This window comes from Neoalteromonas flava, from assembly GCF_002807685.1.
Taxonomy (GTDB): Bacteria; Pseudomonadota; Gammaproteobacteria; order Enterobacterales; family Alteromonadaceae; genus Alteromonas_E; species Alteromonas_E flava.
The window spans coordinates 1-20,879 of the sequence record NZ_PEAX01000004.1 but is presented as its reverse complement, the minus strand read 5'-3'; the positions used below and the strand labels follow the sequence as shown (position 1 = coordinate 20,879).

The 20,879-nt window shown below is 45.0% G+C and carries 20 protein-coding genes; 10 read left to right on the top strand and 10 right to left on the bottom strand.

The window, feature by feature from the left end:
* Positions 1-70: 70 nt before the first annotated feature.
* Entirely contained in the window at positions 71-673 is a 603-nt protein-coding gene (locus CSH92_RS10155) for a DNA-3-methyladenine glycosylase I (RefSeq protein ID WP_100657538.1), read from the top strand.
* Between the two features lies 1 nt (position 674).
* On the opposite strand, the gene CSH92_RS10150 is transcribed toward CSH92_RS10155, so the two are convergent.
* The 4 genes from CSH92_RS10150 to CSH92_RS10135 form a co-directional block, all read right to left on the bottom strand.
* A complete protein-coding gene (locus CSH92_RS10150; RefSeq protein ID WP_100657537.1) occupies positions 675-1,124 on the bottom strand; it encodes a DUF2489 domain-containing protein in 450 nt (149 codons plus the stop codon).
* A complete protein-coding gene (gene yihI / locus CSH92_RS10145) occupies positions 1,121-1,639 on the bottom strand; it encodes a Der GTPase-activating protein YihI (RefSeq protein WP_100657536.1) in 519 nt (172 codons plus the stop codon). Before yihI ends, CSH92_RS10150 begins: the two co-directional genes overlap by 4 nt.
* A gap of 21 nt (positions 1,640-1,660) precedes the next feature.
* Positions 1,661-2,323 (bottom strand): class I SAM-dependent methyltransferase, encoded by a 663-nt coding sequence (locus CSH92_RS10140; protein ID WP_100657535.1) that lies wholly within the window; start codon positions 2,321-2,323, stop codon positions 1,661-1,663.
* Positions 2,324-2,650: 327 nt separating this feature from the next.
* Entirely contained in the window at positions 2,651-3,286 is a 636-nt protein-coding gene (locus CSH92_RS10135) for a c-type cytochrome (RefSeq protein ID WP_100657534.1), read from the bottom strand.
* Between the two features lie 171 nt (positions 3,287-3,457).
* Between CSH92_RS10135 and yihA the strand changes: the two genes are divergently transcribed.
* Complete coding sequence (gene yihA / locus CSH92_RS10130; protein WP_100657533.1) at positions 3,458-4,063, top strand: ribosome biogenesis GTP-binding protein YihA/YsxC; 606 nt, start codon at positions 3,458-3,460, stop codon at positions 4,061-4,063.
* A gap of 275 nt (positions 4,064-4,338) precedes the next feature.
* On the opposite strand, the gene polA is transcribed toward yihA, so the two are convergent.
* Positions 4,339-7,119, bottom strand: coding sequence for a DNA polymerase I (gene polA, locus CSH92_RS10125; protein WP_100657532.1), 2,781 nt, complete (start codon positions 7,117-7,119; stop codon positions 4,339-4,341).
* Between the two features lie 477 nt (positions 7,120-7,596).
* Between polA and CSH92_RS10120 the strand changes: the two genes are divergently transcribed.
* Entirely contained in the window at positions 7,597-9,048 is a 1,452-nt protein-coding gene (locus CSH92_RS10120; protein WP_100657531.1) for a TrkH family potassium uptake protein, read from the top strand.
* A 77-nt stretch (positions 9,049-9,125) separates the two neighbouring features.
* Here CSH92_RS10120 and trkA read toward each other — a convergent pair whose 3' ends face one another.
* The 4 genes from trkA to def are packed head-to-tail and all read right to left on the bottom strand — an operon-like array spanning position 9,126 to position 13,296.
* Complete coding sequence (gene trkA, locus CSH92_RS10115) at positions 9,126-10,505, bottom strand: Trk system potassium transporter TrkA (protein ID WP_100657530.1); 1,380 nt, start codon at positions 10,503-10,505, stop codon at positions 9,126-9,128.
* A gap of 3 nt (positions 10,506-10,508) precedes the next feature.
* Positions 10,509-11,840 (bottom strand): 16S rRNA (cytosine(967)-C(5))-methyltransferase RsmB, encoded by a 1,332-nt coding sequence (gene rsmB, locus CSH92_RS10110; protein ID WP_100657529.1) that lies wholly within the window; start codon positions 11,838-11,840, stop codon positions 10,509-10,511.
* Positions 11,837-12,766: a methionyl-tRNA formyltransferase gene (fmt, locus tag CSH92_RS10105; RefSeq protein ID WP_240612786.1), complete on the bottom strand. Its 930-nt coding sequence runs from the start codon at positions 12,764-12,766 to the stop codon at positions 11,837-11,839. The genes rsmB and fmt overlap by 4 nt, the downstream gene beginning before the upstream one ends.
* A gap of 20 nt (positions 12,767-12,786) precedes the next feature.
* Complete coding sequence (gene def, locus CSH92_RS10100; protein WP_100657527.1) at positions 12,787-13,296, bottom strand: peptide deformylase; 510 nt, start codon at positions 13,294-13,296, stop codon at positions 12,787-12,789.
* 200 nt (positions 13,297-13,496) lie between these two features.
* On the opposite strand from def, the gene CSH92_RS10095 reads away from it, so the two are divergent.
* From CSH92_RS10095 to aroE, 7 genes are all read left to right on the top strand, one after another.
* Positions 13,497-14,564: a LysM peptidoglycan-binding domain-containing protein gene (locus tag CSH92_RS10095; RefSeq protein ID WP_100657526.1), complete on the top strand. Its 1,068-nt coding sequence runs from the start codon at positions 13,497-13,499 to the stop codon at positions 14,562-14,564.
* A 30-nt stretch (positions 14,565-14,594) separates the two neighbouring features.
* Positions 14,595-15,728 (top strand): DNA-processing protein DprA, encoded by a 1,134-nt coding sequence (gene dprA / locus CSH92_RS10090; RefSeq protein ID WP_124916945.1) that lies wholly within the window; start codon positions 14,595-14,597, stop codon positions 15,726-15,728.
* 1 nt (position 15,729) lies between these two features.
* Complete coding sequence (locus CSH92_RS10085) at positions 15,730-16,206, top strand: DUF494 family protein (protein WP_100657524.1); 477 nt, start codon at positions 15,730-15,732, stop codon at positions 16,204-16,206.
* A gap of 34 nt (positions 16,207-16,240) precedes the next feature.
* Positions 16,241-16,795, top strand: a complete 555-nt coding sequence (locus CSH92_RS10080) for a DNA topoisomerase family protein (protein ID WP_100657523.1) — start codon at positions 16,241-16,243, stop codon at positions 16,793-16,795.
* A gap of 1 nt (position 16,796) precedes the next feature.
* Positions 16,797-17,738, top strand: a complete 942-nt coding sequence (gene hemF, locus CSH92_RS10075) for an oxygen-dependent coproporphyrinogen oxidase (protein ID WP_100657522.1) — start codon at positions 16,797-16,799, stop codon at positions 17,736-17,738.
* Positions 17,739-18,088: 350 nt separating this feature from the next.
* The gene (locus CSH92_RS10070) at positions 18,089-18,787 is read left to right on the top strand and encodes an OmpW family outer membrane protein (protein ID WP_100657521.1); all 699 of its coding nucleotides are present in this window, start codon (positions 18,089-18,091) and stop codon (positions 18,785-18,787) included.
* 96 nt (positions 18,788-18,883) lie between these two features.
* Positions 18,884-19,711 carry a shikimate dehydrogenase gene (aroE, locus tag CSH92_RS10065; RefSeq protein WP_100657520.1) on the top strand — a complete coding sequence of 276 codons (828 nt, stop codon included), beginning with the start codon at positions 18,884-18,886 and terminating at the stop codon, positions 19,709-19,711.
* A 216-nt stretch (positions 19,712-19,927) separates the two neighbouring features.
* On the opposite strand, the gene CSH92_RS10060 is transcribed toward aroE, so the two are convergent.
* The gene (locus CSH92_RS10060; protein ID WP_100657519.1) at positions 19,928-20,458 is read right to left on the bottom strand and encodes a gamma carbonic anhydrase family protein; all 531 of its coding nucleotides are present in this window, start codon (positions 20,456-20,458) and stop codon (positions 19,928-19,930) included.
* Positions 20,459-20,879 lie beyond the last annotated feature (421 nt).

Genomic DNA, 20,879 nt, shown 5'->3' with positions numbered 1-20,879 from the left:
TGTTAAATAAAGTGGCATAGTATACATTTTCAACGCTCTTTTAAGTAGCCCCAAACGTTAGGAAATCACTATGTCAAACTATGCCTGCGACAGTCCGGCACTGACACGCTGCAGCTGGGTGAGTTCGCACCCGCTGTACCAGCAATATCATGATACACAGTGGGGCAGGCCAGTATTAGATGCTAAAGAGCTATTTGCTAAATTATGCCTTGATGGTCAGCAAGCTGGACTGTCTTGGTTTACCATTTTGCAAAAGCAAGGAAACTACGAGAAGGTTTTCTACAATTTTGAACCTGAGAAAATCATAACGCTAACAAGTGAAGATGTTGAACGCTTAATGCAAGACCCTGGTATCGTGCGTAACAAACTGAAAATTCAGTCGATTATCCGCAATGCCAATGCTTACCTTAAACTTTCAGAAAAGCAATCTTTCAGCGACTTTATCTGGCAGTTCACGGAACATCAGACGGTAGTCAATCAGTGGGAAGAGCTTAGCCAAGTACCAACTAACACCGCGCAGTCTGACGCAATGGCTAAGGCGCTTAAGAAAGCTGGATTCAATTTTGTTGGTACCACAATCTGCTATGCATTTATGCAAGCAGTGGGCATGGTGAACGACCACACCACCGATTGTCACTGTTATTCAGAGGTTTGCAATTTAGCTCGTCGCTGAGTCAGATGTCGATACTAAATTGCTTAAGCGCATCAACTTCGCGCAGGACTTGCGACTCATAGTCTGACTCAATTTGCTCTCGTTCTTTGTCTTGCTGACGACGCTCTGATTTGCTCAAACTGTTACGCGCATTGTGCGTTGGGAAGTGTTTGATTTGGTCATAAAGCGCAAATACTGCGGGATAGTCTTGGCGATAATCTGGCGCCGGATTAAGTGGAATTGCTTCCAACAAGTGGGTTAGCCGAATCACTCCTTCAGAAAGATTACATTGCTGCTGTTGCATCGCAAGTGCAATGGTTTGAACGCTTTCTATTATCGTCTCGATCCGTTTCGTGCGCACGCGCTGTTGTCGCGCATTTTGTTGCTTGAGTTGAAACAGCAACCTGCCGGCATAAAAACTTAACCCTGCAATAATACAGAGTGCTAACCCAATTAGTAATAATTGCATCATTTCTCGTCGTTAAAATCGTCTATTCGGATAGCGTCTAGCTGCGCAAAAGGATCATCTTTATCTACGTTTTCCTCTTCATCCGGTTTGATACCGAGCAATTCGCATAGGATCTGATGGCGTTCTAGTTTACCGTCTAACCACTCTTGCTCTTCTATTGTTAGTGATTGCCCATCATCTACTTTATCGAGCAACGCATTAAAGCGATCGTCAGCTTCGAGCGCTGCGAGCTCTTGACGTGGGGTGGCATAAGTTCTTAACTTTTTCTTTGTTACCGGTGCTTTGGTAACGATCAGCGGTACGGGTTTTTTACTGCCAATGCGCTTGTCAGAATTGACGTTCGTTTCTATTTTTTTCGGTGCAACGGATTCAACATTATGTCGCGACCCGGGCGCTTTGCCTTTTTTACGCTTGGGTTTGGACGTCGAATTGTCACGAGGCGGCTTTCTGTGATCGGTATTGGTTGATTTTCGGACGCCAATAGGACCGCCTTTACGAGATTTTTTAACGCGAGGCATCGGTTATTTCCTATGAATGAATTAATCAGTGATTATATCCTGAGTCGCAATTCGCTGCATCACTACTACATCGTCGCTGGTAAATTTAATTGTTAATCCATCACGCTGAGCCAAGTACTCAAATGTTCGAAGGCTAAAAAAGCTTACATGTGTTGGGTCATTCTTATAATGCCAGGTACTAAAACGGGCTTTGGAAAGCCAACGTTTAGTCATGATGATTAAGTGCCCATTCGGTCGCAGTAAACGAAGCCACAGCTGCCATTCTTTATGGGGCTTGTGAAAATGCTCAATAGCTTCGGTAGACACTATGAAGTCATAGGTTTTGCTACGTTCAAGCCAATGTTTATTAGGTGCAAAAATGGGATCATATACGTCGACTCGATAACCATCGTTAATCAAACGCCTCGCTAGCACTGGGTTGGGGCCTGATCCAAAATCGATGCCGTACGCATTTAAAGGGATATGTTTTAGCAACGGCAGTCTTGCCCTATCGAGAAAACGTAGGTACCCATCGTCGCTATCACTGTTATTGTGTAATGAATACTCCCGCTCTTCTGTAGTTAGAGGAGGTAGTTGAGTCGGATCAACAAAAACCAATTCACACTGGAGACAATGAAAGTACGAACGCCTTTTATCTTGATGGAAGAATTCGATATCGAGGCTTTGGCAATTTGGGCAGATCATATCTATTGGGGCTAGAAAGAAAAAAAGGTGAGAGCATACGCTTTCACCTTATTTGTCAGTGTCAGATGACACTTCTCCCATTGTGCACGTCGTGTGCTTTATTCCTTCCTGGAAAACTCTTCTTTTTATTATTGTTTACAGAGTATTTAAATTGTTTTGGGTCTTCCTGACGCTTTATTAAATCTTCCTGTAACTCTCATCTGCCCGCTTAACGCTATATTATTGTTGTTCGACGAAAAGCGCTTGCATCTGATTTGCCAAGTAGAATACAGCAAATTATTTTTATTACAACTTTTTTACAAAAAAAACCGACAAAATTTTGACGGGTTAATGTAAACCACTGACATAATTAGATAATAACTCGATATCTTCGTCAGTTAATTTCTTCGCGATATCACGCATCATGCCGTTCAGGTCATTAGCGCGCTGACCAGAGCGGAACATTTCTAACTGTGTTTTAGTATAGGTTACGTGTTGACCGCTGATGTCTGGAAAGTTAGCCAAGCCCATACCATTACCTTTTGGACCGTGACAAGCAATACAGGCTGTAATACCACGTTCAGCATCACCACCACGATAAAGTGCAGCGCCAGCATCGATCATGTCTTCAGGTGTAGAGCCTGGTTTCATATCTTGGCTTGCAAAATATGCAGCAATATCCAGCATGTCTTGATCAGATAAGCCTGCAGCAAACCCATTCATCACAGCGTTATTACGTCCTTCAGAACCGCCAGTCTGAGACGCCGTTCTAAAATCCTGTAGCTGCTTGACTAGATAGCTCGCATGCTGACCCGCTAGCTTAGGGTTCATATCAATAATGCTGTTACCGTCAGCACCATGACACGCGGCGCAGGCTGCTGATTTAGCTTTTCCTGCTTCAGGATCACCTTGCATACTTTCTTGAGCGATGGCTCCACTGGTAGAAAGTATTGCAACACAAAATAGCAAACCAAGTTTTTTCATAAATCTATTCTTCCGCAATTAAAAAGTTACCCTAAAAGCGTGATAACATTCACATTTTACACGTTTCATTCGTCAGAAAAACCTATTAGCACATAAATAGTGCAGATTTATCTGGTTTTACTGCGAGTGTCGCCCTGTTTTGAACGCTTAGCGTGATGCAATGGACAACAGATGACCTATTTTACACAAGCAAAATTTGCCCTTAGTGCGCCCGATATTCGACATCTCGGCGATGATACCGGTATTGAAGTTGCATTTGCTGGCCGCTCCAATGCCGGGAAAAGTAGTGCGCTGAATACGTTAACACGGCAGAAGAGTTTAGCCAGAACCAGTAAAACGCCGGGCCGAACTCAAATGATCAATGTGTTTGAGCTAGATGAAGGTAAGCGTTTGGTTGATTTACCCGGCTACGGTTACGCCAAAGTGCCAATCGCTATGAAGAAAAAGTGGCAGCAAGCGTTAGCAGAATATTTGCAAAAGCGTAAATCACTAAAAGGGTTGGTGGTGCTAATGGACATTCGCCATCCATTTAAAGATCTAGACCAGGAGTTAATTCATTGGGCAGTTTCGGCAAATATTCCAGTTTTAGCTCTGTTAACCAAAGCGGATAAATTAAAAAGCGGTAAGCGCAAACAGCAATTGATGTTTACTCAGGAGGCGGCACTAGCATTTTGTGGCGATGTAACCGTTAAGTGTTTTTCTTCATTGAATCGTTTGGGCTTACCTGACTTGGAAAACACATTACATACATGGATGGGGATTGAGTCAAAAGAATAAAAAAACCCCGCTGTATAAGCGGGGCAACAGGACTTCAGAGAAAACACACAAAAACCGAAGATAAGAGTCTTTGAGTTTTTAAATAGTTCAAATTAATTCAAAAAATTTTCTTTCGCGCATAAAAAAACCCCAGCGACAAGCGCTGGGGCCAAATCAAAGGTTGAAACACAAAATTTGTTAACCTCTGTACCCTACAACGCAAAGTTTAGCGCAGGGGAGTAATATTGCAAGTTTTTTGTAATAAAATTACACAAATTTTGGCGAGCCTAATCCTCTTAGTGTGCCTCATCCCAGTTATCGCCAACGCCTGCTTCGACAACTAGCGGGACGGATAGGGAAACGGCATTCTCCATGATTTCTGTAATTTTATTTACATAACCATCTATAAATTGTTCTTTTATTTCAAAAACCAATTCGTCATGCACTTGCATTATCATGTAAATAGAGTCTTCCTCTTGGTCAGAGACCCAATTATGCACGGCGATCATTGCTTTCTTAATGATATCTGCAGCGGTGCCTTGCATTGGTGCATTAATAGCAGCTCTTTCTGCACCTTTACGCCGAGCACCATTGCTGGCTTTTATATCCGGTAAATACAAGCGTCGACCATATACAGTGGTTACATAACCATCGGCTTTAGCGTTTTCGCGGGTCTGTTCCATATAAGTCAATACACCTGGATAGCGTTCAAAGTAGGTATCCATATAATGCTGTGCGTCGTGGCGTGGAATATTGAGTTGTTTGGCTAACCCAAAAGCTGACATGCCGTAAATCAAGCCAAAGTTTATTGCTTTTGCGCTCCGACGTTGATCGGTAGAAACGTCGTCTAGGGGAGTAGCAAAAACTTCAGCCGCAGTCGCCGCATGAATGTCTTTGCCTTCAGCGAAGGCCTTTTGTAAGCCGCTATCCTCAGATAAGTGAGCCATAATGCGCAGTTCAATCTGTGAGTAATCCGCTGCGACTATTTTAAATCCCGGGCGGGCAACAAACGCCTGTCTTACACGCCGACCTTCCGCTGTTCGAATGGGAATGTTTTGCAAGTTAGGCTCAGTTGAAGATAACCGTCCAGTTGCCGTAACCGCTTGATGATAGGAGGTATGCACGCGGCCCGTACGATGATTTATCATCTTTGGAAGCTTGTCTGTATAGGTGTTTTTTAATTTGGTTAGCCCGCGATATTCCATAATTAACTTGGGCAAAGGATATTCTAATGCCAGTTCCTGCAATACCTCTTCGGAGGTTGATGGTGCGCCTTTTGGCGTTTTCTTTACAATCGGTAATTCCAGTACGTCAAATAAGATGTGTTGTAACTGTTTAGTTGAGCCCAGATTAAACGCTTCACCAGCTTCAGCATGTACTTCCTTTTCGAGCTCCATAATGCGTTGAGCGAGATCTTGTGATTGTTGATTTAGTCGTTGACTATCGATCAATACTCCGGTTTGTTCCATGCATGCCAAAACCTCAATAAGAGGGTGTTCAATGTCGCTATAAACCTGCTGTAGAGTAGATACGCCATCAACACTAGGCCATAGCGCATGATGCAGAGCAAAAGTAACCTCTGCATCTTCTGCGGCATAAGGCGCGGCCTGTTCGAGCGCTATTTGATTAAAAGTGAGCTGCTTGGCGCCTTTACCTGCCACACTTTCAAAGCTGATCGTGGAATGCCCAAGATGGGCAAGGGCCAATGTATCCATATCGTGTCGGCTAGCAACGCTGTTGAGTACATAAGACTCTAACATGGTGTCATAGGCAACTCCGCGAAGATGGATATCGTAGTTGGCTAACACATTCATATCATATTTAATGTGTTGACCAATTTTCTTAGCTGTTGGATCCTCTAAGATAGGTTTCAATTGTTGCAGTACCTGTGCGCGGTCTAGTTGCTCGGGTGCGCCAGGATAATCATGGGCGAGAGGTAAATAAGCCGCCTGTCCGAGCTCACAGCAAAATGAGAATCCAACTAACTCAGCTTGCATGTAATCCAAACTCGTCGTTTCCGTATCAATGGCGTATAAATTTGCATCCTTAAGCTTTGTGAGCCAATTGTCCAATTGAGCTTGTGTGGTGATTGTTTCGTACTCACCGGGCTCAAATTTGTTGTCTGAGGGGGACGATGCTTCTGTGTCAATGGCCTCTTCACCATCAGCATGCGTGTTGGCTGAGCCCCCGCTTATTTGTTGATTTGCTTCTTGCGACCAACGCTTAAATTCGTATTCGGTATAGAGTGTCGCTAAGGCCTGATAATCGGGAACTGTAGGCGTTAATGTAGTGGGGGAGTATTCCAAGTCCAAATCAACCGCAATGGTTGCAAGTTCATACGACAACAATGCTTGCTCTTGATACTCAGCCATTTTATTGCCTAGTGATTTCGCGCCACGAAAATCCAGCTCAGCAATCTTATCCAAGTTAGCGTAGATCTCTGTTATCCCACCGATACCATTGAGCAAGCCTTGCGCACTTTTATCGCCTATCCCAGGCACTCCCGGGATATTGTCGACCTTGTCTCCTTTCAACGCGAGAAAGTCGATAATCAGTTCAGGCGGCACTCCGAATTTTTGCTTTACACCTTCAATATCCATGAGTTGATTTGTCATAGTATTGATTAATGTCACGTGCTCATTCACTAATTGAGCCATATCTTTATCACCGGTACTGATCAGCGTATTGATACCCTGTTCTCCGGCTTGTTTGGCTAGCGTACCAATAACGTCGTCGGCCTCTACGTTGGGCTCAACGATAATAGGTAATCCCATCGCTTTGATGATTTGATGGAGTGCCTCTATTTGCTGCCGCAACTCTTCAGGCATTGGCGGCCGGTTTGCCTTATATTCTGGATAGATATCATCTCGAAAGGTTTTACCTTTGGCGTCAAAAACCACTGCAATATGGGTAGGTTGGTATTCCTTGAGCAAACTTTTTAGCATATTGATCACGCCATAGATTGCTCCGGTGTCTTGTCCTTTTGAATTGGTCAAGGGAGGCATGCCATGGAACGCTCTAAACAGATAAGAAGAGCCATCAATTAGTATAAAAGGAGGATTTTTGTGTGTAGACATGAAAATTTTCTCAGCAATCAGTGCACGTAGAATGCCATATTCGCTGTACTTTAACCATGATGTAAAAGTTGAAATTGCTTTTGGAGTGAGTTGTGGATAACTCTGTTAGTAAGCTGATATTTAGGCAAGCAAACAGAAAGCCGATAAACTATTTAACTTCTATCAAGCTGTTGTTTTGTATGGATAAATTCGACGTTTGAACTGAGGGATTTACCTAAATTGTTGTTTTTTTATCCTGTGGATATTGAAATTTCGACTACATCGACATTTCAAATCGGCTGAGTAATCTAGCACATTACCAAGAGAATAAAACAGCATTTGTTAATATTTTTTAACATTTTTGATTATTAAAAACTCACATAAATGCATAAGTGCATTTTCCGTGGACTTGTGTACGATAAAAAAACTTTAAGTTTGTGGTGCATATCACCATAATCTTGCTAAGCCCCTTTTTGTTGCGCTGGAAAAAATAATTACATGCAATATCGGTCAATTGTCCGCATCCTAGGTTTGCTGGTTGCTCTGTTCAGCGTGACAATGATCCCGCCTGCGTTGGTTTCACTGATCTATAAAGACGGCAGCGGTCTGCCTTTTATCCTCGCATTTTTCCTATGTATTATTACCGGCACGTTGTTTTGGTATCCAAACCGTTTCAATCGATCAGATTTGCGTGCTAAAGAAGGGTTTTTGATCGTTGTTTTATTTTGGACGGTGCTTGCGAGCTTCGGTGCTTTGCCATTTGTGCTGTTAGAACAACCCGAAATGAGCTTTACCGATGCTTTCTTCGAGTCATTTTCTGGGCTGACGACAACAGGTGCAACGGTTATTGAAGGTATTGAGTACTTACCCAAGGCCGTACAGTTCTACCGCCAGCAATTACAATGGCTTGGCGGCATGGGGATTATCGTACTAGCCGTTGCCATATTGCCTATATTGGGCGTTGGGGGCATGCAGCTTTATCGTGCGGAAACTCCAGGACCAGTGAAAGATTCCAAAATGACCCCGCGTATTGCTGATACCGCAAAACAACTTTGGTATATTTATTTGGCTTTAACCACGGCGTGCACCGTAGCCTATTGGTTTGCCGGAATGAATTTGTTCGATGCGGTTTGTCATGCGTTCTCCACCATTGCAATAGGAGGCTTTAGTACCTACGACGCCAGTTTAGGTTACTTCAACAGTCCTTTGGTGAATATTGTGTGTGTCGTTTTCCTCTGGATAGCAGCACTGAATTTCTCATTACATTTTGCCGCAGCTACCTCGCGGTCACTGAACAACTATTGGCGCGACCCTGAATTTAAAGCGTTTTTTGCCATTCAATTTACGCTGATCACCGTTTGTTTTTTGGTTCTTGTCGGTGAAAATTATTACGATACTGCTGAAACTGCACTTGATCAGGCCATGTTACAAGCGGTATCTATCAGTACTACGGCGGGTTTCGCTACGACTAATTTTTCAGAATGGCCTGCGTATTTACCTATACTTCTGATCTTTTCCAGCTTTATTGGCGGTTGTGCCGGTTCAACGGGTGGTGGCTTGAAAGTCATTCGAGTGTTCTTGCTGTTCTTGCAAGGTAAGCGAGAGGTTGATCGCTTGATCCACCCGCGCGCGGTATATGCGGTTAAACTTGGAGACCGCTCAATGCCAGAGCGGGTGGTTGAAGCCGTTTGGGGGTTTTTCTCTGCCTACGCAATCGTATTTGTGGTTATCATGATCGGTCTGATAGCAACCGGCTTAGATAACATTACAGCCTTCACTGCAACTGCAGCTACGTTAAATAACCTAGGTCCAGGCCTAGGTAGTGTAGCTGGAACTTATGCCGACGTAAGCGATTCGGGTAAATGGTTGCTAGTGCTGGCGATGTTATTTGGACGCTTGGAAATATTTTCCTTGCTGGTGCTGTTCTCTCCCACCTTTTGGCGCAGTTAAGCCGTCACGCTATGTATCTCGCTATGCTCAGCTAGAATGGTGTAGCGAGATAAAAATTACAGTGAGGTTAAAGGCGTTTAGCCAAAAAAGAATGCGCTCGGTTGGAATAGCTTTTCAACGTCACCAATGAATTTCTTGTCGACCAAAAACATGATCACGTGATCATTAGCTTCAATCTTAGTGTCGCTATGCGCGATGATCACAGAATCTTCGCGCACAACTGCACCAATTGTGGTGCCAGGTGGAAGTTTAATATCCCGGATTTGACGGCCAACAACTTTAGAAGTTGTTTCGTCACCATGGGCAATCGCTTCAATGGCTTCAGCTGCGCCGCGTCTGAGCGAATATACGTTAACAATATCACCACGGCGTACGTGGGTTAATAAAGCCGAAATTGTGGCTTGTTGCGGGGATACAGCAATATCAATTTCACCGCCTTGCACAAGATCAACATACGCACTGCGCTGAATAAGTACCATGGTTTTCTTAGCGCCCATACGCTTCGCGAGCATAGCAGACATTATGTTTGCTTCGTCGTCATTGGTCACGGCGATAAAGGCGTCTACTTGTTCAACATTTTCTTCGCTAAGCAGTTCGGCGTCTGAAGCGTCACCACTAAACACAATGGTTTTGTCCAGATGGGCGGCCAAATAGCGGGCACGCTCCTGATTGTATTCAATCAGCTTAACTGAATGCTTGTGTTCGAGACGCTTGGCTAACCCTGCACCGATCAATCCGCCACCCGCAATCATAATGCGTTTGTAGCTCGATTCGAGTTTCTGTAGCTCACTCATTACTGCACGGATGTGCTTGGTTGCAGCAATGAAGAACACTTCATCATCGGCCTCTATAATGGTCGAACCCAGTGGACGAATGGGTTTACCGCGTCGATAAATGGCTGCCACGCGAGTTTCTACATTGGGCATGTGTTCTTTGAGTGCAGACAAGGCATGGCCAACCAAAAGTCCACCATAATACGCTTTTACTGCGACCAGACTCGCATTGCCATCACCAAACTCAACAACCTGCAAAGCACCGGGATAATCAATGAGTCGCTTGATCGCTTTGGTTACTAGTTGCTCCGGTGCAATTACATGATCAATAGGAATATGAGTGGAATCAAAAAGGTCTTCTTGATACAACAAATATTCTTCAGAGCGCACACGAGCAATTTTGGTGGGGGTATTAAACAGTGAGTGCGCAACCTGACAGGCGAGCATGTTACTTTCATCGCTATTGGTTACCGCAATTAACATGTCAGCATCTTCAGCGCCGGCTTGCCTTAAAACGTCAGGATGCGAGCCATAGCCAGTCACTACTTTAAGATCGAGGCGATCTTGTAATTCGCGTAAGCGTTCACCATCGGCGTCAATTATCGTAATTTCGTTTTTTTCACCGACTAAGTTTTCTGCAAGCGTTCCGCCAACTTGTCCAGCACCAACGATGATAATTTTCATTGACTACTCACCAGTAGGATTATTCTTATTCTTGAGTTTTGACTTTATCAGTCTAGCGTAATAGAAGCCATCCATTTGACTTTCTCCCGGCAGTATTTGTCTGCCGATACTGTCACCATGGGTAGTGGTACAAACAGAAGCATCAGGAGTTATTGCGAGAAATTGCTCAATTTGCTGTTGGTTTTCTTGCGGCAGGATACTGCAAGTAGCGTAGAGTAATGTTCCGCCCGGACGTAGGGTTTGCCAGAGACGCTGCAATAACAATTGTTGCAAATTGACCAAAGCTTCAATATCACTTGCTTGACGTAACCAGCGGATATCAGGGTGGCGCCGAATAACACCGGTCGCTGAGCACGGAGCATCAAGTAAAATGGCATCAAATGGGTGATTATCCCACCATTCTGCCAAGTTAGCGGCATCTGCACACACGACCTCGGCTTGCAGTTGTAAACGTTGCAAATTTTCCTTCACACGCAGAAGTCGTGAAGCATCGTTATCAATAGCCGTACAGGTAATGCTTGGTTGACGCTCGAGCATGTGACAGGTCTTGCCGCCGGGAGCGGCGCAGCAGTCTAATACGCGCGCGTGAGCTTGTGGCTGCAAATAATCTACCGCTAGTTGAGCCGCACCATCTTGCACCGCAAATTGACCTTCGTTGTAGCCTGGCAATGCAGTAACATCGATATTTTGGTTCAAGATTATTCCATCAACATGGTCTGGCGGCAGGGTAAATGCTATCCCTTCAGTAACCAAGTGGTGAGTGTATTCGTCCCGTGTGATTTGTTGTCGATTTACTCGCAACCACAGCGGAGCTTTGGTATTCATCTGCTGCACAATAGCTTCTGATTGAGCAGGGTAAGCTGTGCTTATTTGTTTGAATAGCCAGTTAGGTAAGCCAGCTTGAGCTGCGGCGCCAGTGGGTAGCTGTTGCGCTAATTCGCTGCGCTGAAACTCCCGCAAAATAGCATTAACTAGGCCCTTAAGCCCAGCAGCATTTAAGCTTTGACAGGCGTTCACTGTTTCGCCAATCGCGGCGTGTGCCGGCACTCGGGTAAAGGCAAGTTGATACAAGCCAACCAATAACAAGTGCTCAACAACCTTCTTATTACCCTTTAATGGTTTCTCTAGTAGCTGTCTCAACCAAAACTGTAACGTAGGCAATTGTCGCAATACGCCAAAAACGACCTCTTGTAGCCAGGCTTTATCGCGAGCATCGCGATAATGTTGTTGCACATCACTGAGCAATCCGCGGCTGGATTTGTTTTGTTCTAAAATTGCGAACAGAACTTTTGCGGAGTCTGCGCGTAGTGCTCGTCCAACTTTTTGTGGATTCACGAGAGCAGAGTTCCTGGTTCGAACCAATCACCTTTGGCATTGAGAATATCACTTACGTGTGCTCGTTTTTTACCTGGGACTTGTAACTCAGTAATACAAAATAGCCCCTCTGAAGTTGCCACGCGGATACCGTGTTTGTCGGCACTTACTATCGTTCCTGGGCTCTTGTTTGTGGTGTCAGGCAGCGTAGACGCTGCCCAAACCTTAAGGGCTGTTTCACCGACTTCGAACCAGACCACCGGCCATGGATTAAAGGCTCGTACGTTGCGTTCAAGTTGTGCTGCTGATAGCGACCAATCAATACGAGCCTCTTGTTTGCTTAATTTTTTTGCGTAAGTCGCTAGATCTTCGTCTTGCGTCACTGGGGTTAGCGCTGAAAAATCATCGAGGCAGCGGATCAACGCTTGAGGACCAATTTCGGCCAGTCGGTTATACAACGACGCGCTGGTTTCCTCACTGCTGATTGGCGTGGTTTGAATATGCAGCATTGCGCCAGTATCGAGGCCTTCGTCCATTTGCATTATGGTAACACCGCTTTCAGAGTCTCCAGCCCAAATGGCACGCTGGATAGGTGCTGCTCCGCGCCAACGAGGTAATATGGAACCGTGTACATTGACACAACCCAATGGAGGAATCTCAAGAACCGCTTTGGGCAACAAAAGACCGTAGGCAACCACCACCATAATATCGCAGTGGATTTCAGCTAATTGCTGTTGTGCTTCTATGTCTTTTAAGCTGCTTGGTTGATGAACAGGAATTTGGTTTGTTTCTGCTAATTGCTTGACCGGACTGGCTTGCAACTTCTTACCGCGACCGGCGGGCCGATCTGGTTGTGTATAGACTGCGACGACCTCATGGTCAGATGCAAGTAAGGCTTGTAAGTGAGTCGCAGCAAAATCCGGCGTGCCGGCAAAAATAACGCGCAATGACTTATCCCTCTTTGGTGTTAGGCTCGCGCCGCCAAACGCGCTTCTTTTTCTAATTTCTTGCGGATGCGTTGGCGCTTAAGCGGTGATAAGTAATCTACAAATAACACACCTTTAAGGTGGTCAAGCTCATGCTGAATACAAATTGCCAACAAACCATCGGCTTCGAGCTCGAAGGTTTTACCATCGGCGTCCAGTGCGCGCACTTTTACCCATTCCGCGCGATCAACCTTGGCATAATTACCCGGCACAGATAGACAGCCTTCTTCGCTGACCGTCGAGCCCTTCTTCTCGATAATTTCAGGATTGATAAACACGCGCGGCTCATTTTGCTCTTCAGAAACGTCCATTACGACCACACGTTTATGCACATTCACTTGTGTCGCGGCCAGACCGATACCGTTTTCTTCGCGCATAGTTTCGAACATGTCGGCAACTAATTGCTTAATGCCATCGTCTACGGCTGCAACCGGTTCGGCGACGGTGCGCAAGCGTTCATCGGGAAAACTTAAAACTTCTAATATTGCCATGATATTTTTCAACTACACTTTAATTCAGTATCAATTCCTATACTAAACGTGGCATAACACGCTTTACAGGGGTTAAAACACTATTATTCTAACGCATAACGGTAATTGGGTGCGAGCTTTCTTAGGTATTGTCGAGAATGCCCGATAACCAATTAATAGACATCCGGTAATGGATTAAATTACAACCTCATGGGGAAGGTATGTTTAAACCAAGTTTGAAAGTCTTAGCGTTATTGGTCTTTCTACCAATGTGGTGCTTTGCACAGCAAGTTCAAGTGAAAGACAGTGCGCCTGAGCAATACGAAGTTAAGCAGGGCGATACCCTGTGGGATATTTCTAATCTATTTCTGGAGAAGCCCTGGTTGTGGCCTGAGCTATGGCGCACAAATACGCAAATCTTGAATCCGCATTTGATCTATCCAGGTGATCTGTTGACGTTACAGTGGCGGGACGGTCAGCCAGTGTTGGTTGTTGACCGACCAGAAAAACGCGTCGTTACCCTGTCGCCAAGTGCTAATCGCTCGACCAAAACGGGGGCAATCCCGTTGCTCCCTTGGAGCGTTATTTCTCCCTACTTGAATAACGACATGATCTTATCTGAAGCTGAATATGAGCGACTACCGCATATCCTTGGGAATAGTTTCGGAGATATTCGTTTCGTGAATGACGACGTTGTGCTTGCCAAAGCTCGTGGGCGTTCGGCAGATGAGTTTGTCATTGTGAGGCAGCAAAACGAAGTATTCGACCGCTTTGGGAACTCCATTGGTATGCAGGTACGCCATGTTGCTGATGGAACATTAACGGATGCTCAACCCGACAGTGAGTGGATGGTTCGGGTTAAACAAAGTAATTACGAAGCGATGCGTGGCGACCGTTTGTATACAGCACAAAAAGTTGAGCCGCAAGATATGGAGCTAGTGCCGGCGAGTGGCCGTCAACGTGCAGAAGTGGTGGGTAATTTACATCAACGCGATCTGCTCGGTAAACATGACGTGGTTATCATTGATATTGGCGCTGACGATATCAGTGCTGGCACAGTTATGGGCATTTATTTGAAAGGCCCTGATATATACGACGGTGACGATCCAAAATACGAAGGCGAGTCCAGTCGTCTTAAAGGTGCTTTTCAAGATGGCTCGACCATTCAGCAGCCAGCCGTAAAAATTGGTGAATTGATTGTTTTTAAAACGTTCGATAAAGCCAGCTACGCGATCATCACCCGTGCGAGTGAACTGATTAAAAATGGAGCGCTGGTCGCAAAACCGTAACTAATTCTGAGAGGGTCTCAAGGAGGAGACTTGTCATACCATCAACCGTGGGTGAGCGATTCAATACGCAACGCTTATCTGCGACTCGCTTTTAGTTATTCATTCGGTGCTCAGAAGTGGGCTGCTGTTCAAGCGGCGACTGGATGTTCAGTAGACGGCTTATCCCGCTTGTCTGAGCACACTTTGCAGGCCTGTGGATTCACTGCAGCCCATATTGCAATCATTCTCGGCAACACAACGCCACCACCCGTAGCCGCGGCCATGAATTGGCATCAGCCGCAATTACAGCGCTGGGTGGTTACAATTGAAGACAGCTCTTATCCCGCTCTGTTAAAAGAAATTGCATCGCCCCCATTGGTCTTACTCGTACAGGGAAATCTTGCATTGCTGCAGCAAAGCTGTGTGGCAATTGTTGGCTGTCGACAACCTACCTTCTCTGGTAAAGCGTTGGGTTATCAGTTTGCACAGGAGTTAGCGAAGTCAGGACTTACCATTGTTTCAGGTATGGCATTGGGGATTGATCAACAGGCCCACAAGGGCGCTATTGAACAGACGGGAGAAACCATTGGCGTGCTCGGCTGTGGGATTGATCAAGTGTACCCAAAACGAAATCAGCGCTTGTACCAGGAACTCATAGAACGAGGCGGACTTCTCGTTAGCGAATACTATCCAGGAGTCGCACCGCATAAGTCACATTTCCCGCGCCGCAATCGCATTGTTAGCGGCTTATCGCTGGGAGTGCTGGTGGTTGAGGCTGCGCTAAAAAGCGGGTCGCTTATTACTGCTCGCCAAGCGTTAGATCAGAATCGCGAAGTTTTTGCGATTCCATCCAATATTCGTACTGAGCAATCGCAAGGTTGTCATTTTTTAATCCAACAAGGCGCTAAATTAGTGACTTGTGTTGAGGATATTCTGATTGAATTTCAGGAGCTTAACCATTTGGCTCTAATGCCCACTATTGAAACCGCTAAAAAAAGTCCCATTTCTCTCTTGGCAACCCCAGATTTGTTAGATAGTGTAGAGTTTGATGTCACATCTATCGACATCATTACCGAACGCAGCAAACTGCCGGTCCACGAGGTAATGGCAGCATTATTAGAATATGAGTTGCGAGGTCTCGTCGCTTCCACACCCGGAGGCTACGTTAAATTGAGGGGAAAATAATATGTTCGATATCCTCATGTATCTGTTTGAAAACCTTATCCACAGTGAAAGCGAAATCTGTGTCGACCAAGACGAGTTGACTGATGAGCTTGTGCGTGCCGGTTTCCATCATGATGAAATCTATAAAGCGCTAGCGTGGTTAGAGAAACTTGCGGCTCTGCAAGAAACCGACATTAAGCCTTACCTTGCAAAAGGCAATGTAGCTTCTCCCATGCGGATGTATACCCACGAAGAAGAGATGCGTTTGGATTCAACCTGTCGCGGCTTTCTTTTATTCTTAGAGCAGATGAATGTTTTAGACGGCGCCACTCGAGAGATGGTGATCGATCGCGTAATGGAAATTGACGCGGCTGAGTTCTGCTTGGAAGACCTAAAGTGGGTAGTTTTGATGGTGCTATTTAATGTACCAGGCAAAGAAAACGCATACGCGCAGATGGAAGATTTATTGTTCGATGAAAGTGGCGGTGTGTTACATTAACCGCTAGGGTCATCTAACAACAGCAAGGCTGTCTGTGAGCAAAATCAATCATGCACTTTTCAGTGCGTCGAGTCATGCGTTAAGTGCTGCCTTCGGTGATTGCCCTGAATGCGGTTCTCCATTAGTTGTTAAACGTGGCAAAAGTGGTGCGTTCATAGGTTGTTCTACCTATCCAACCTGTGATTACACGAAACCCCTGCATGATAATGAAGTTCATGTGGTTAAAGTTATTGATTCCTCGAGCTGTCCGGAGTGCGGGCATGAGCTGGCGGTCAAAAAGGGGCGTTATGGCTTGTTCATTGGCTGTACTAACATGCCTGAATGCCACCATATCGAGTCATTAAAGCAGCAAGCCGATACGCAAGTTGAATGCCCAGTGTGCCATAAAGGGCACTTGGTAAAACGGACTAATCGCTTCGGCAAACATTTTTATAGTTGTAATCAATTTCCAAACTGCAAATATGTCGTAAATCATCCTCCCGTGGCTCAGGCTTGCAAAAAATGCCAATGGCCCATTTTGCTAAAAATAGATAACCAGTTAGTGTGCCCACAGACTCAGTGTGGCGAAAAGCAATTGATAAGTGAGTAGTATGTCTAGCCAATCCAATCTGTCATTAGAATCCATTTCGCAAGACCAAATTGATGCCGTTAAAGATTATTTGTTAAACCTTCAATCGTCGATTTGTGATGGTTTGTCGCGCATTGATGGCAGCAAAGATTTTATTATTGACGAATGGCAAAGAGAAGAAGGTGGCGGCGGCCGCTCGCGTGTGCTGAGAGGCGGTACCGTAATAGAGCAAGGCGGAGTTAACTTTTCCCATGTGTTTGGTGACAAAATGCCTGCATCAGCGACCGCGGCAAGACCAGAATTAGCTGGGCGTCATTGGCAAGCTATGGGCGTATCTTTGGTTATCCACCCGAATAATCCTCATGTCCCCACGTCGCATGCCAATGTGCGCTTTTTTGTTGCAGAGAAAGAGGGAGCAGCGCCAATATGGTGGTTTGGTGGCGGCTTTGATTTAACCCCCTTCTATCCACAAGAAGAAGATGTTCGGCATTGGCATAGTGTTGCAAAAAGTTTGTGCGACCCTTTCGGTGATAACGTTTATGCAGACTACAAAGCTTGGTGTGATAAGTACTTTTATCTGCCGCACCGTAATGAAACACGGGGTGTTGGTGGACTATTTTTTGATGATCTCAATGAATGGGGCTTTGAACGATCATTTGCGTTTATGCGGGCGGTAGGTAATGGCTACTTGGATGCTTATCTGCCAATAGTGCAGAGAAACATGGCGCGTCCTTTCGGGGAGCATGAGCGTCAATTTCAACTCTATCGCCGTGGGCGCTACGTGGAATTCAATCTGGTTTATGATCGCGGCACGCTATTCGGATTACAAAGTGGCGGCAGAACCGAGTCTATTTTAATGTCAATGCCACCACTGGCACGTTGGGAGTATGCTTATACACCGGAGGCACACTCACCAGAAGCAGAGCTGCAAGCCTATTTGGTACCGCGAGATTGGGTGCTATAAGTTCTTGTTCGACTTTTCGAGTCGCTTTAGCACGTTGACGACAAAGCCTTAACGTTACCAGCATAAAGTCACGGTTATAATCAGCCGGCAACGCTGTCGAAGAATTCGTACCAGCGCAATATCGCTCGCCTTATCGACAAGCAGAACACGGTGAGCATTTGCAAAATCGGGGCACTCGAATTTATTTCTAATTGCGGTGTTAAGCCTTTTGGAATGGCTTACTTATTGATTTGGATCAAGCGTAATCTGTTGTTTCAAAACTGGGATTTTAGTCTTGTTCTAGATCAATCTTTTTCCCTCTATAGCTGTTTATAGTGCCCGCAACAGATATAAACATAGAGAAAACACACATGAAAAAAACAACACTAGCATTAGCACTTGCCGCAATGACTCTGGCCCCAGCAGCGTTCGCCTACGAAAAAGGTGACATTCTGGTTCGAGGTGGGCTTACCACTGTTGCACCCGATGACAGCAGCACAAACATCTTAGTGGGGGGAGCAGATTTTGCCTTGGGTGGTCAAACCGTGGGTGGCGTCAATGTTGATAGTAATACCCAACTTGGTCTTAATGTCGCGTACTTCTTTACTCCGCATTGGAATGTTGAAGTGCTTGCTGCTACGCCATTCAGTCACGATATCGACTTAGGTGACGGTACAAATTTAGCTAGCACCAAGCATCTACCCCCAACAGTGACAGCAAACTACTTCTTTGCTGACCCAGCGGCCAAGTTCCAACCTTACGTTGGGGTTGGCTTGAACTATACAATCTTTTTCGATGAAGAGTTTAATGGTGCAACAGCGGGAGTCATTGAAACAGCGACCGGCGGTGCAGTTGTGTCCGATCTTGATCTCGATGCTTCATTTGGTTTTTCAGCGCAAGCTGGAGCCGACTATTTCTTCAGTGACGATATGTTTATAAATGCATCAGTGCGCTATATCGATATTGAAACTGAAGCTGATTTTAAAGTAAGCGGCTCTGATATTGGTAAAATAGAAAGTGTAACTATTGACCCATGGGTTTACACCGTTTCCATTGGATATAAGTTCTAAAGTACACCGGTTATATAAAAAGCTCCCATCGTGGAGCTTTTTTGTTGGTATGGTTTGAGGTAGATTATCGATAAACGTCACAACTGATTTGAATCGATGCAAAAGTTCGCTGTTTTTGGCAATCCGATCCAACAAAGCCGTTCTCCATTAATTCATCAAGCCTTTGCTAAACAGGCGAATTTAACTATTGATTACAGTGCAGAGTTATCCACTAAGGAAGAGTTCTGCAGTGATGTAGAACGCTTTTTTGCACATAAGCAAGCAACTGGGTGTAATGTGACGGCTCCTTTTAAGTTACTTGCCTGTCGTTTAGTTCATACTATCAGTGAGGAAGCGAAACTTGCTGGTGCGGTCAATACCATTGCCAAACTTAGTGACGGTTCGTTAGCAGGTTACAATACCGATGGCGTAGGGCTGATCAATGATATCTCGCGGCAAAATGTAGAATTGTATGGTAAGTCCATCCTTATCTTAGGTGCTGGCGGTGCCGCTCGCGGTGTTATTCGGGCGCTAATCAATCAAAATCCGTATTCCATTACTATTGCGAATCGAACCGTTCAAAAAGCCAAAGAGCTGGTGGAGATTGGTGAGACCATTAAACACACGCTTCCATTAACTGCGACAAATTTTGATGATATTGATGAGCATAGCTTTGATATTGTCATCAACGCCACATCGTTGAGTTTAGACAATCAAATACCTCCCATTTCCGCCCCTGTCGTTGCTGAAGCTGACTTGGTTTACGATATGGTATATGCGAGTCAACCTACTTCTTTTTTAGCATGGGCAAAAGGAGCCGGCGCAACAAAGATAAGCGATGGGTTAGGGATGCTGGTGGGGCAGGCCGCAATGAGTTTTAAAATTTGGACTGATTTTATGCCAAACATTCAACCTGTCATTACAGAGTTAAGGGAACAGCTGTAACACAAAAAGTGGGCAAAACAGAAACAGGTATTTGGGGTTAACATCTAAGAAGCTGTCACTAGCTTGCACCTATCAGCTGCCCATTTTACTTTGGGTAATAAATCTCTTTCATGTTTTGCTTTTTTTTGACCACTTTGCAGGGTTGAGTCGACCCTGCAATGTATCATTAATTCTGTAGCATGATTTCTAGAGGGTGCTCTCGAACGAAAACATTGACTATTCTGCTAGATACTCATCTTTAAGCTTTACATAGTTAAGTGCAGACTGTTTTAAGAAGGCGACTTCCGCTTCACTTAATTTGCGCTTCTCTTCCATGGGGTTACCTACATAAAGGTATCCAGAGCGAAGTCGTTTGTTCGGCGGAACGACAGTGCCAGCTCCAATAAATACATCGTCCTCTACGATAGCGCCGTCCATCACTATTGCACCCATACCCACCAAAATACGATTACCCAATGTGCATCCATGCAACATACACTTGTGGCCAACGGTTACATCGTCACCAATTATCAAAGGAAATCCTTTGGGATTTTTTTCTGATACTCGAGTGACATGCAGTACGCTACCATCTTGAATATTTGTGCGATCTCCAATTCGGATATGATTCACATCGCCGCGCGCTGCCACTAGAGGCCATATACCTACGTCATCACCCATGACAACATCGCCATATAGCACTGCACTTTCATCTATATAGTTACTTTTACCTACGGTCGGGGTAATTCCTTTATAGGACTTAATTGGCATGTTATCTCCGCATTAATGTAAATAGGTTGTAGTGGGATTGTATCTTAAATAACCTTTTTGCGCGTTATTCGCTCGAAAAACGCTTTTTTTCAACTTTTTTCAAAAAAGCGGTTGACCTGAGAAGTTAGGTCTGTAGAATGCGCGCTCGCTTCAACGGGAAGACGAAATGAACAAATCAACTTCAACGCCAATGATTTGACGCAATCCCTTAGCTGAAGCGGGTTTCAAGCAAATCGCTGAAAATAAAATTTCAAAAAAATGCTTGACTCCCAGATGCGACAATGTAGAATTCGCATCCCGCTTGAGGAGAGTCACAAAGACGCTTCAATAGCACAGCAAAGAGAACAATAGTTAGCAACTGAGCGTACTGATTGTCCTCCTTGCGCAAAAGAACGATATAAAGCGTCGTTATTTTGCACCT

Excerpts from the sequence above, each read along its gene's own strand:
- CSH92_RS10060 (WP_100657519.1), bottom strand. The coding sequence starts at position 20,458 with ATGCCAATTAAGTCCTATAAAGGAATTACCCCGACCGTAGGTAAAAGT.
- def (WP_100657527.1), bottom strand. The coding sequence starts at position 13,296 with ATGGCAATATTAGAAGTTTTAAGTTTTCCCGATGAACGCTTGCGCACC.
- CSH92_RS10135 (WP_100657534.1), bottom strand. The coding sequence starts at position 3,286 with ATGAAAAAACTTGGTTTGCTATTTTGTGTTGCAATACTTTCTACCAGT.
- polA (WP_100657532.1), bottom strand. The coding sequence starts at position 7,119 with ATGTCTACACACAAAAATCCTCCTTTTATACTAATTGATGGCTCTTCT.
- CSH92_RS10120 (WP_100657531.1), top strand. The coding sequence starts at position 7,597 with ATGCAATATCGGTCAATTGTCCGCATCCTAGGTTTGCTGGTTGCTCTG.
- CSH92_RS10070 (WP_100657521.1), top strand. The coding sequence starts at position 18,089 with ATGAAAAAAACAACACTAGCATTAGCACTTGCCGCAATGACTCTGGCC.
- trkA (WP_100657530.1), bottom strand. The coding sequence starts at position 10,505 with ATGAAAATTATCATCGTTGGTGCTGGACAAGTTGGCGGAACGCTTGCA.
- aroE (WP_100657520.1), top strand. The coding sequence starts at position 18,884 with ATGCAAAAGTTCGCTGTTTTTGGCAATCCGATCCAACAAAGCCGTTCT.
- hemF (WP_100657522.1), top strand. The coding sequence starts at position 16,797 with ATGTCTAGCCAATCCAATCTGTCATTAGAATCCATTTCGCAAGACCAA.
- CSH92_RS10095 (WP_100657526.1), top strand. The coding sequence starts at position 13,497 with ATGTTTAAACCAAGTTTGAAAGTCTTAGCGTTATTGGTCTTTCTACCA.
- CSH92_RS10155 (WP_100657538.1), top strand. The coding sequence starts at position 71 with ATGTCAAACTATGCCTGCGACAGTCCGGCACTGACACGCTGCAGCTGG.
- CSH92_RS10140 (WP_100657535.1), bottom strand. The coding sequence starts at position 2,323 with ATGATCTGCCCAAATTGCCAAAGCCTCGATATCGAATTCTTCCATCAA.
- CSH92_RS10150 (WP_100657537.1), bottom strand. The coding sequence starts at position 1,124 with ATGATGCAATTATTACTAATTGGGTTAGCACTCTGTATTATTGCAGGG.
- yihI (WP_100657536.1), bottom strand. The coding sequence starts at position 1,639 with ATGCCTCGCGTTAAAAAATCTCGTAAAGGCGGTCCTATTGGCGTCCGA.
- CSH92_RS10085 (WP_100657524.1), top strand. The coding sequence starts at position 15,730 with ATGTTCGATATCCTCATGTATCTGTTTGAAAACCTTATCCACAGTGAA.
- yihA (WP_100657533.1), top strand. The coding sequence starts at position 3,458 with ATGACCTATTTTACACAAGCAAAATTTGCCCTTAGTGCGCCCGATATT.